This window comes from Mesorhizobium japonicum MAFF 303099 (assembly GCF_000009625.1).
Classification (GTDB): Bacteria; Pseudomonadota; Alphaproteobacteria; order Rhizobiales; family Rhizobiaceae; genus Mesorhizobium; species Mesorhizobium japonicum.
Genome location: NC_002678.2, coordinates 1,949,876 through 1,961,573 on the forward strand (window position 1 = coordinate 1,949,876; position 11,698 = coordinate 1,961,573).

Here is an 11,698-nt window from a genome sequence, read left to right on the forward strand (position 1 = left end):
CCTTAGCTAGGCCAATGCCTCCTCTGCGAACATAAGCTGCCCTTCAAACCAAGGTCTCGGAAAATCCTGATCGGGTGGGAGGATATCAGCACCCGGACCGCATAGAAGCCGGACATTCGCCCACCGCTGTCATTTCTTCGTGGCCTTGCGCTGCTCTGACTGCGATGAACCAAGCGCGCGCAGCACCGCCTCGACAGCCTGGCCTGTCAATTCGGGCCGGGCGCCTCGTTCGAGGATGCCGCGCGTCACCTGCAGCCATATGCCGATCACGATGTCGACTGCCAACTCTGCGTCCCGCAGGCTCAGCCGGCCCTGAACAATCGCTTCGGCAATATCCGCCTTGAGGTTATTCCGGATCCCTCGCGCAAATTCCGTCGGTGAGTGAGAACTCTGAACGACCAGCCTGGCCCAGTTGGAGTCCGAGATCGCCTTTTCCAAGAATCGCGTGAAGGCAAAGGTCAGGCGTTCGACTGGATCTTGTAGTTCCAGGCGCGCAGGCGTCAGCACGGCGTCAAAGCTCTCCCCGAGTTTCTCGCCGACTGCTGAGGCCAATTCATCGATGCTCTGGAAGTGATAATAGAACGTGCCCTTCGCGACACCTGCTGCCTCTACCACGGCATCCACAGTGAGGCCCTCGCGGGGCCGCTCCGCGAGCAGCATCGCCCCTGCCTCCACGATAAGTGTGCGTGTCCTTTCCCGCTTCTCGCGTCCGATCTCCGCCCTGCGCGCCAAATCAACCTTTGCCATCCGTCATACCTTTTTGCATTGCACCATTACGAAAATCTCATATTGACCATATAGTCGATTTGACCTAAAGATGCAAATTGAAATTGAGCCGGCGAATTCGACCGGCCTCACTCGGGCTCCCCTGCAGCCCCTACCGCTTTCAGATCAGAAGGAACAGCATCCCCATGAACGTACTGGCTTCGAAAGACTTCAGAACAGAAAAACGGCCTCTCCCGTTCGAATGCATTGCCCTGGTGTTGCAGGGTGGCGGCGCGCTCGGAGCCTATCAAGCCGGAGTCTACGAAGCTCTTGCCGAGGCCGATATCCATCCAGACTGGGTCGCCGGGGTCTCAATCGGTGCCATCAACTCAGCCATCATAGCCGGAAATGAACCCACTGAACGGGTTCCGAAGCTGCGGGCCTTCTGGCGCGAGATCAGCGCGAACCCCCTTCTCGACTGGGCTGCTGCCTCGCCGGCACTCGCTCCGACAGGGACCCTGCCCCGCTTGCTCTTCAATCAGTTCAGCGCGGCCTGTGCGCTCGTCGCCGGTGCCCCTGGCTTCTTCAGCCTTCGGCAGCCCGTTCCTTGGCTGCAAGCGGACGGCTCCCTCGAAGGAACGAGCTTCTACGAAACCAAACATCTGAAGAGCACACTGGAGCGGCTCGTCGACTTCGACCGGATCAACGCCGGCCGCATGCGCTTCAGCGTCGGTGCGGTGAACGTGCGCTCCGGAAATTTCGTCTATTTCGACAATGATCAGCATACAATCCGCCCCGAGCACGTGATGGCCAGCGGGTCGCTTCCGCCTGGCTTCCCCGCCGTCGAGATCGACGGTGAATTCTACTGGGACGGCGGCCTTATCTCGAACACGCCTCTGCAATGGGTGGTCGAACATGGGGCACGGCAGGACACCCTCGCTTTCCAGGTGGATCTCTGGAGCGCACGCGGCGAATTTCCGCGCAATCTGTCCGAGGTCGCGACGCGGCAGAAGGAGATACAGTATGCGAGCCGCTCACGCGCGCACACCGATCAGTTCAAGCAATATCAGCGTGCCCGACACACCCTCGCGAGCCTTCTTTCAAAACTGCCGCCCGAGTTGCTCGACAGCGAGGAAGCAACTGCACTGAGCTCGATCGCGGACCATAAGGTCTACAAACTCGTGCACCTGACATATCGCTCAAAACAACATGAGGGGCACTCGAAGGATCATGAGTTTTCGAGGCTGTCCATGGAGGAGCATTGGCGCGCCGGCTATTTCGACGCCGTGCGCACGTTACGCCATCCCGAGGCATTGCTACGGCCCGACAATCTGGAAGGGGTGAGCACCTACGATCTTGCCGAGGACGGGCGGGAGTAGGCGCGTGCAATGGTGCCTGACATGCTCCGTTCAATCGCAAGCCTATGCGGCTCCTCCTCAACGCGAGCCATCCACGTCAACAATTGAAGGAATTCTTCAGCCATGCATCAAGACACCGTCCGGGCAACGGCCTTCGCCATGCCCCTGACCAGCCCGGCCTATCCGGTCGGTCCGTACCGTTTCCGCAATCGCGAATACCTGATCATCACGTATCGGACAGATCCAAAGAAACTGCGCAGTCTCGTGCCGGAGCCGCTCGAACTATCCGAACCCCTCGTGAAGTTCGAGTTCATTCGCATGCCGGACTCGACGGGCTTCGGCAACTACACGGAGAGCGGACAGGTCATCCCTGTCACGTTCCGCGGCCGCAAAGGCAGCTACACCCACTGCATGTTTCTTAACGACCATCCACCGATTGCCGGAGGGCGCGAGCTTTGGGGTTTTCCCAAGAAGCTTGCCACTCCGACACTGCGCACCGAGACTGACACCTTGGTGGGTACTCTTGATTACGGCCCGGTCCGTGTTGCCACGGCCACCATGGGCTACAAGCACGAAGCAGCCGACCTCTCGGCAGTGAGGAGTTCCCTCGCGGAGCCGAACTTCCTCCTCAAGATCATTCCCCATGTGGACGGCACGCCGCGCATCTGCGAGCTCGTGGAATATCACCTGGAGGACGTCGATCTGAGAGGCGCCTGGGCCGGCCCGGCATCCCTGAACCTCTGGTCGCATGCGCTGGCCCCGGTCGCCGAGCTGCCGGTACTAGAGGTGGTTTCGGCGATGCACATCGTCGCCGATCTCACACTCGCACTCGGTAAGGTCGTTCATGACTATCTACCGAAATCCGAGCCTCGCGATCTGAAAGGAAGATCCCATGCGTTCGCAGAATGAAGCTCTTACTCACAATTGGACAGAGGACGGCGGCGGTCGGCTCATGGATAAGGTCGTGGTAGTCACCGGAGCCGCGAGTGGTATTGGCAAAGAGATAGCCCTTACCTTCGCCCGCAAGGGGGCAAAGGTTGTCATTGCGGATCTTGACCTAGACGCGGCCGAGGAGACGGCCCGTGAGATCGATCCGGCCGCTCTGCGCGCCCTCGGCGTTGGCATGGACGTTAGCAACGAGGATCAAGTCGAGAGCGGAATATCGCGGGTTGTCGAAACCTTCGGACGCATCGACGTCCTTGTCAGCAACGCTGGCGTCCAGACCGTCGCGCCGCTCGTCGAATTCGATTTCGACAAATGGAGGAAGTTGCTTTCGATCCACCTGGATGGAGCCTTCCTGACCACCCGTGCTGCCTTGCGGCAAATGTACCGACAGAACAGCGGCAGCATCATTTACATGGGATCCGTCCACTCCAAGGAGGCGTCTCCGTTCAAGGCTCCCTATGTCACCGCCAAGCACGGCTTGATTGGCCTGGCCAAGGTCGTGGCCAAGGAGGGCGCCGCCCATGGCGTCCGCGCCAACGTGATCTGCCCTGGATTCGTCCGCACGCCGCTGGTGGAAAAACAGATCCCGGAACAGGCGCGCGAGCTCGGAATCTCTCCCGAAGACGTGGTCAAGACAATGATGCTGAGGGAAACGGTCGACGGTGAATTCACGACCGTGCAGGACGTCGCGGAAACAGCGCTGTTCCTTGCGGCGTTCCCGTCGAACGCACTGACCGGCCAGTCGATCGTGGTGAGTCACGGGTGGTTCATGCAGTAGGCCCGTCAGAGAGGCGTGCCTACGCCCGTCTCTCTGGCTCCCTGCCCCTGCCTTCAGATCAATCTTTGCAATCCCCCTAACTTTTTGCACAGCACAAATGCGCAAATCTCATATTGACTATATCGTCGATTTGACTTAAAAGTTCAAAGTCAAAATTGAACAGCGGCCAGGTCGCCGCGCTCACAAAACCGCCGAACCTTTCAACCTCACCGTTCCAACGGAGGCTCTCATGCGCCTGCCATCAGGTCTGCTCCTTTCTGCCTGTATCGCCTGCCTTTGTCTTTCCGGCTGTTCTCAAGAAGAAACCGCCGCACCATCAGCGCCTCGGCCTGCACGGGTCGTCGTGGTAACGCCTCACAAGCTCGCGCTGGTGGCGCAGGGCGCCGGCCGCATCCGATCGCGTTATGTGAGCGCGGTCGGCTTCGAGGTCGGTGGTCGAATGCTCTCGCGACAGGTCGACATGGGCGCAATCGTCAAGAAAGGCCAGAAGCTCGCGGAGCTCAGCGCCGTCGACTACCAGAACAAGGTGACTGCGGCCGAGGCCGACGTCGATGCAGCAAAGGCAGCGCTCGCCCAAGCATCCGCACAGGAGGAGCGCTTCAGAATCCTGCTCGGCAAGGGCTTCGCCACACATTCCCAGTACGATGAAGCGCTCAAGTCGCTGCAGAGCGCACGAGCGCAGGTCCAGGCGACCGAAGCCAATCTGCGTATCGCGCGGAACCAACTAAGCTATACCCAGCTCACGGCGACCGACGACGGTGTGGTGACGGCGACCGGAGCCGACCCGGGTCAGGTCGTGGCTGCGGGCCAGATGGTCGTCGAGGTCTCCGGCAATGACGCACGCGAGGCGGTGTTCGCGGTGGCCACAAGTGATGTCACCCGGGCAAAGCTCGGCATGGCGGTGAACGTATCGCTGCAGGGCCGTCTCGACATCGCCGTCACCGGCACTATCCGTGAGATTTCGCCGGAGGCCGACAGCGCGACAGGCACCTATCAGGTGAAGGTGGCGCTGGCTTCGCCGCCGTCTGAGATGCGCCTCGGGGCCGTCGTTATCGGTCGCGTCGAAAGCGATGGCGGTCAGGAGGTTGCGACATTGCCGCCGAGCGCGCTGCTGCAGTCCGGAGACCGCCCGCAGGTTTGGGTGGTCGGCCAAGACGACAAGGTGCAGCGCCGTGAGGTCAAGCTTGTCGAATTCGATGCGAACTCGATTGTGGTGAGCCACGGACTGTCCGCTGGGGAGAAAGTGGTGACCGCCGGCGTCAATTCGCTCGCCGACGGTGACCTTGTGAACCCCGAGTCGGAGGTCAAGTGATGACACGCTTCAATCTCTCCGAATGGGCCGTCCACAACCGCGCCCTCGTCGTCTTCCTCATGCTCATCTGCGTCATTGGCGGAGTGAGCGCCTATGAGCGGCTCGGCCGCCAGGAAGATCCGGATTTCACCGTACAGACCATGGTGGTCCAGGCAAACTGGCCGGGGGCCACCACGGCTGACACGCTCAAGCAAGTGACGGACAGGATCGAAAAGAAGCTCGAGGAGACCCCGAACCTCGATTACATCAAGAGTTACACAAAGCCTGGTCAGGCAACAATCTTCGTCTACCTCAAAGAATCAACGCCCAAGCGCGACCTCAGCGACATCTGGTACCAAGTCCGCAAGAAGGTCAGCGACATAGGGCCGACGCTGCCGCAAGGCGTGGTCGGGCCCTTCTTCAACGACGAATTTGGCGACGTCTTCGGCACCGTCTACGGCATCACCTATGACGGCTTCTCCGCACGCGAAGCGCGCGACTTCGCTGAGACCGCGCGGGGCGAGTTCCTGCGTGCGCCCGACGTCGGTAAGGTCGACATCTATGGCGACCAGGATGAGAAGGTCTATCTGAACTTCTCGCCGCAAAAGCTCGCGAACCTCAAGCTCAACCTGGACGATGTGCTGGCGGCGATCGCCCGCCAGAATGCCGTGGCGCCCTCGGGCATCATCAACACGCCTCAGGAGAACATGCTCGTCGACGTCACAGGTTCCCTGCTGTCGTCGGACGGGATTGCCAACCTCAACCTCTGGATCGACGGGCGCTTCTACAAACTGACAGACATCGCCCAGGTTCAGCGCGGCTACAGCGACCCGCCCAGCAAGATGTTCCGCATCAACGGCAAGCCGGCGATCGGCATCGGTGTCAACATGCGAGAGGGCGGCAACAATCTCGACTTCGGCAAGGGCCTGCACGAGGCGGCCGAACGCCTGAAACAGCGCTTTCCGGTTGGCATTGAGCTCAACCTGGTGTCGGACCAGCCCGAGGTGGTGCACGAAGCGATCGGCGGCTTCACCGAAGCACTTGTAGAGGCGATCGTCATCGTTCTGGTGGTCAGTTTCCTCAGTCTCGGCTTCAGGGCCGGGCTTGTGGTCGCCCTCTCCATCCCCCTGGTGCTTGCCATCGTTTTTGTGGCCATGGATGCGCTGGGCATCAGCCTGCAGCGCATCTCCCTCGGCGCCCTGATCATCGCGCTCGGGCTTCTCGTCGATGACGCGATGATCACCATCGAGATGATGATCTCAAAGATCGAAGAAGGCATGGAGAAGATCAAGGCGGCAACCTTCGCCTACACCTCTACCGCCTTCCCGATGCTGACGGGAACGTTGATCACGATCCTCGGCTTCCTGCCGATCGGCTTCGCCAACAGCAATACGGGACAATACTGCTTCTCGCTGTTTGTCGTCATCGCGGTGGCGCTCGTTGCCTCATGGTTCGTGGCCGTGGTCTTCGCGCCGGTGATTGGTCTCTCCATTCTGCCGTCGCACACGAAGAAAGCGCAGGCAAACGCCGAGCCGGGCCGCTTCATGCGGGCTTTCGAACGCCTGCTTGGCTTCGCCATGCGGCACCGCTGGCCCACCATCGCCGCCGCGCTCATTCTCTTCAGCGCCTCGCTTTATGGCATGGGCTTCGTGCAGCAGCAGTTCTTCCCGACCTCCAACCGGCCCGAGCTCCTCGTAACGATGACCCTGCCGAAGAATGCCTCGATCGCTGCTACCCAAGCGCAGACGGAGCGGCTGGAGAAGGCGCTTGCCGGCGATCCCGACATCGCCCGCTTCTCTTCCTATGTCGGAGGCGGTGCCATTCGCTTCTACCTGCCTCTCGACGTGCAGCTGGACAACGACTTCATGGCCGAGACTGTGGTTGTCACCAAGGACCTCAAGGCGCGTGACCGGGTGCAGGCCAGGCTGGAGACCCTGTTCGCTGGCAGCTTTCCGGATGTGGCTGTTCGTATCTCGCGCCTTGAACTCGGACCGCCCGTCGGTTGGCCTGTGCAATATCGTGTGAGCGCCCCGACCACCGAGGAGGCGAGGCAGTATGCCGAGCAGGTCGCGCAAACTCTGCGAGCATCGGGCCTTGTGCGCAATGTCAACTACGACTGGGCAGAGAAGAACAAGGCGCTGCGCATTGTCGTCGACCAGGACCGGGTTCGGCAGGCAGGCCTGAGCTCCGAGGAGCTCGCCCAGGCGCTCAACCGCGTGATCAGCGGTTCGACCGTTACACAGATCCGTGACTCGATATACCTGGTCGACGTCGTGGCACGGGCCGAGAGCGACGAGCGGTCGAGCGTCGAAGCCTTGCGCAATCTGCAGATTACGACGCCCACCGGTGCCTCGGTTCCCCTGCGCGAGCTGGCGCAGTTCCAGTATGATCTCGATGACGGCTATGTCTGGCGCCGCGGCCGCCTACCCACCATCACCGTGCAGGCGGAGCCGCTGCCGGGGCTGCAACCAGCATCCGTTCACGGGCGGATCGCTGGTGCAATCGAGGGTCTGCGCAAGTCGATGCCGGCTGGCACGTTGCTTGAGACCGGCGGCACGGTCGAAAAGAGCGCGCAGAGCAACGCCGCTCTGCTGGCCCAGTTTCCGCTCATGATCACCCTCATGCTCACCGTGCTTATGGTGCAGCTCGGAAGCTTCCGCCAACTGGCGATGGTGATCAGTGTGGCGCCGCTCGGCCTCATCGGCGTCGCCGCTGCCTTGCTCACCACAAATACGCCAATGGGCTTCATCGCGACGCTCGGCATCATTGCGCTGGCCGGTATGATTATTCGCAACTCGGTGATCCTGGTCCACCAAATCGAGCACGAGCGGGCGCAGGGTATCGAACCCTGGAAGGCGGTGATCGACGCGACCACCCACAGGTTCCGGCCGATCATGCTGACGGCCGCCGCCGCGATCCTTGGCATGATCCCGATCATGCACGACGTGTTCTGGGGACCGATGGCTTTCGCCATCGTCGGAGGGCTCGCCGTCGCGACCGTGCTGACGCTGGTCTTCCTCCCGGCTCTTTATGTCGCTGTAAACGGCATACGGGAAAAGGACGAAACGACGACAGCAGTGCCTGACGTTCCGGCAATCCCCATTCTCGCACCCCAGTACTGAGAAAGGGACAGCCATGTGGGAAACGTCATCTCTCGTCGAGCGCTTTCTACAATCGGATGCCACCATGTTCCCGGACCAGATCACCCGCGACCATGTCGACAAGATGCTGCTCGCGGCGCTGCAGCAGGCGCAATCCGTGGCTCGCTCGTACGATACCAAGACGGTGGTTTGGGCAGGAAGCGTGCCACCGGCAGTGGCACGCCTGAACATTTCAAAATCGGCCAGAGTTTCGGCTTGGCGAAGATCCACTCCACCAAACCGGCGTCGACCGGAAACTTCAAGAGCAACTCCATGACTTTGGACCCTGCGACCATCTCAGCCCTATCGGCATTGGCCGGCTCGGCCATCGGTGCTTTGTCATCCGTGGCCACGACCTGGCTCACCCAGTATCAAAAGGACCATATGCAGCGGCTGGAACAGAAAGGCGCGCATCGCGAGCGGCTGTTCGGCGAGTTGATCGACCAGGCATCCAAAACCTATGCAGATGGCATCGTCCAGGAACGCCTGGATGACCCAGCCAAGCTTGTTCCCATGTATGCCACCATCAACAAGCTACGCCTCTTCGCCACGCCCAACACGATCGGTGCCGCCGAAGCGGTACTCGAACGCATCATAGACACGTACGAGTCGCCTTCGACTGCCCCGGAGGCGCGGAACACGCATGTCGCCGCCCATGACATCCTGCGCGCATTTGCGGAGTGCTGCCGGGTGGAGCTGGCTCACCTACGATGACATTCGGAGGAACTTTCCATGCCATTTACCTGTGAGGGCCCGCGCGTGCGCTACGTTGGATTGGCAGCCATCCCATGCATTCTGCGGCGAGCGAGCGAGGCAGTGCGCAGCTCCAGGACCGCGGAAGCTATGCTGAGGTTCACCCTCCTTGGGCTGTGTGTAACCCAGCTTGCAGGCTGCATTGCAGCCTATCCACGCGACGGCGTGCCTACAGAGCACATGGCGACAGCCGAAGTGAATGGCTTCCCGGGCGACATACGTGCCTGGGGCGATTCCTATGCAAGTGTCCCGCCCGATCGGCTCGTCTTATTTCGAAACGAGCGGTTGGAGGCGGCCAAGACCGACCCATCCATAAAACCGCGAGAGCTCAATGTGCTGACGCTTTCCGGCGGTGGCAGCAGCGGCGCCTTCGGAGCAGGAATTCTCACCGGATGGACCAAGGCCGGGACCAGGCCCAAGTTCGACATTGTCACCGGCATCAGTACTGGATCTTTGATCGCTCCATTTGCGTTCCTAGGGCCTGCTTATGACGATCAACTCAAGCAATCCTTCGCCACAATCAAGGATGCCAACATCTATACCAGGCATAGCTTCCTCGGCGTGCTGTCGAGCGCCTCCTTCACAAGCAATGCGCCGCTCGCCAAGATGCTCGACAAATACATAACCCAGGACATGCTCGATCAGATCGCAGGGGAGTCAGCTAAGGGACGGCGACTCTTCATCGGAACCACCAACCTCGACGCGGACCGGGCGGTAATCTGGGACATGGGTGCTATTGCTGCGAGCAATCGGCCGGACCGGTTGAAGCTCTTCAAGCAGGTCATCCTGGCTTCCACATCCATTCCCGGCATTTTTCCGCCGGTCGAACTGGAAGTGACTGCGGCGGGCAAGACCTATCACGAAATGCATGTCGACGGGGGCACAAGCAACGAGGTCTTTCTGATGCCGGCAGGGCTCAGCCTGCGCGAGCTCGACAAGACGTTCCACGCTCGGGTCGAGGCGCGGCTTTATATTATCCGCAACGGCCGGACGACGCCGGAACCGAGCATCGTCAAGGCCACACTGCCTGACATTGCCGAAAAGGCGGTCTCTTCTCTCATCAAGACGCAAGGGATTGGCGATCTCTACCGGCTTTACGCCGTCGCCAAGCGCGACGGCATCAAATACAGCTACATAGATATTCCGAGCGACTTCACGGTCGAAGCAAAAAGCCCGTTCGACAACAAGTTCATGCGGGCGCTGTACGAAAAAGGCTACAAAATGGGCCGCGACGGCGTACCGTGGAAAACGGTGCCACCCGGATTTTCGAAATGAGCAGATTCAAGCCGGCAGGCAATATCGAATCTGGCCCACCTGACGGAACCGATGAGCAATTACGGCCGACAGCGGTCATCGGAAGGATTGAATTTGGCCCACTCGCGGCCCGCCAACTTGGTCGCCGGAGATGTCTGGTTTTGGGCAACCCCCAAATTGATCTCAACGGCCGAGATTGAGGCGCAAAGCTGACGTTCAGAGCGATCAGGGAAATCTGTGCGCCTGGCCAATAGGCGACACGGCTATGTCCGGCAGCCGACCGTTTTCAGGACACGACCAATCTGACATCCACCTCGAAATGCGAAGGCGGGTTTTTTGGAACTTGTGTTCGGATTTCTAATGTTCGCAAAACCTGCAATCGCACAGGTTCGTCAACGCGCTGCACACGACCTCAACAAACGATCAGATTTGGGTCGGTTGTCTGACCTGCGACCAATGAGTGGTAGGTGAGACATAGGGGGTTCGAGTCCACGTCGTGGGCCCCTTCCGAAAATTTCATAAAAATCAGCCACTTAAGCGGTCGTTTTGGTGGGCCCGGAGGGACTCGAACCCCCAACCAAGCGGTTATGAGCCGCCGGCTCTAACCATTGAGCTACAGGCCCCACGTGGGCTGGATTAATGTTTTTCGCTTTCCGGCACAAGGCTTTCCCGACGGGCTTTCGCGGAACGCCCAAATCAACCCATAATCGCGCTCTACGCGACCTCTGCGACTGGATCGCAGACCAAGGAGATTTTCATGACCAGACATCTTTTCCCCCTCGCACTCGCCGCTGCAATCGCTTTTCCGGCGATGGCTGGAGCCGCCGATTCGCCGACGCCCGCCCGCATCATTGTTTCGGGTGAAGGCGAAGCGACCACCCCTCCCGACCTGGCTTTGCTGTCGCTCAGCGTGATGCGCGAAGCCAAGACGGCGCGGGCCGCACTTGACGCCAACAACGACGCCATGGCCGCCGTGATCGCGGCGATGAAGGCGGCGGGCATCAAGGACCGCGACCTGCAGACCGCGGGCATCCAGATCAACCCGCGCTACAACTACACCAACAAGCCCGATGGCAGCCAGGAAGGCGAGCTCGTCGCCTACCAGGTGACCAACACGCTTTCGGTCCGCGTGCGCGACATCGACAAGACGGGAGAGATCCTCGACAAGGCTGTTTCGCTCGGTGTCAACCAGGGCGGCGGCATCGCCTTCACCAATGACGATCCAGCGGCCACCGTCACCGAGGCGCGCAAGAAAGCGGTGGCCGACGCCATGGCCAAGGCCAAGACGCTTGCCGCGGCGGCCGGCGTCAGCCTCGGCAAGGTGCTCGAGATCACGGATCAGAACATCAGGCCGGCACCGATGCCGATCAACGCCAAGGCTTTCGACGCCGCGGCAGGCGCCGCGCCGGTGCAGGCCGGCGAGAACGCCTATAACGTCCAGGTGACCGTAACCTTCGAACTGAAGTAACCAGCT

The 11,698-nt window shown here is 60.6% G+C and carries 9 protein-coding genes and 1 tRNA gene; 8 read left to right on the forward strand and 2 right to left on the reverse strand.

What is annotated here, in order from left to right; all coding sequences use genetic code 11:
• Positions 1-129: 129 nt before the first annotated feature.
• On the reverse strand, positions 130-747 hold the full coding sequence (locus MAFF_RS10555; protein WP_010910890.1) for a TetR/AcrR family transcriptional regulator: 618 nt from the start codon (positions 745-747) through the stop codon (positions 130-132).
• A 164-nt stretch (positions 748-911) separates the two neighbouring features.
• Here MAFF_RS10555 and MAFF_RS10560 point away from each other — a divergent pair, with 164 nt between their 5' ends.
• The 7 genes from MAFF_RS10560 to MAFF_RS10590 all read left to right on the forward strand — a co-directional run bounded on the left by MAFF_RS10560 (position 912) and on the right by MAFF_RS10590 (position 10,245).
• Entirely contained in the window at positions 912-2,084 is a 1,173-nt protein-coding gene (locus MAFF_RS10560) for a patatin-like phospholipase family protein (protein WP_010910891.1), read from the forward strand.
• A gap of 102 nt (positions 2,085-2,186) precedes the next feature.
• Positions 2,187-2,972: an acetoacetate decarboxylase gene (locus tag MAFF_RS10565; protein ID WP_010910892.1), complete on the forward strand. Its 786-nt coding sequence runs from the start codon at positions 2,187-2,189 to the stop codon at positions 2,970-2,972.
• A 43-nt stretch (positions 2,973-3,015) separates the two neighbouring features.
• Positions 3,016-3,786, forward strand: coding sequence for a 3-hydroxybutyrate dehydrogenase (locus MAFF_RS10570; protein WP_010910893.1), 771 nt, complete (start codon positions 3,016-3,018; stop codon positions 3,784-3,786).
• 229 nt (positions 3,787-4,015) lie between these two features.
• On the forward strand, positions 4,016-5,098 hold the full coding sequence (locus MAFF_RS10575) for an efflux RND transporter periplasmic adaptor subunit (protein WP_010910894.1): 1,083 nt from the start codon (positions 4,016-4,018) through the stop codon (positions 5,096-5,098).
• Positions 5,098-8,199, forward strand: a complete 3,102-nt coding sequence (locus MAFF_RS10580; RefSeq protein WP_044548234.1) for an efflux RND transporter permease subunit — start codon at positions 5,098-5,100, stop codon at positions 8,197-8,199. Before MAFF_RS10575 ends, MAFF_RS10580 begins: the two co-directional genes overlap by 1 nt.
• Before the next feature lie 168 nt (positions 8,200-8,367).
• Positions 8,368-8,931: a hypothetical protein gene (locus MAFF_RS10585; RefSeq protein WP_244420770.1), complete on the forward strand. Its 564-nt coding sequence runs from the start codon at positions 8,368-8,370 to the stop codon at positions 8,929-8,931.
• A gap of 129 nt (positions 8,932-9,060) precedes the next feature.
• Positions 9,061-10,245: a patatin-like phospholipase family protein gene (locus tag MAFF_RS10590; protein ID WP_063825843.1), complete on the forward strand. Its 1,185-nt coding sequence runs from the start codon at positions 9,061-9,063 to the stop codon at positions 10,243-10,245.
• Positions 10,246-10,771: 526 nt separating this feature from the next.
• On the opposite strand, the gene MAFF_RS10595 is transcribed toward MAFF_RS10590, so the two are convergent.
• Positions 10,772-10,847, reverse strand: a tRNA-Ile gene (locus MAFF_RS10595).
• Positions 10,848-10,981: 134 nt separating this feature from the next.
• Here MAFF_RS10595 and MAFF_RS10600 point away from each other — a divergent pair.
• Entirely contained in the window at positions 10,982-11,692 is a 711-nt protein-coding gene (locus tag MAFF_RS10600; protein WP_010910899.1) for an SIMPL domain-containing protein, read from the forward strand.
• The last annotated feature ends 6 nt before the right edge of the window (positions 11,693-11,698 follow it).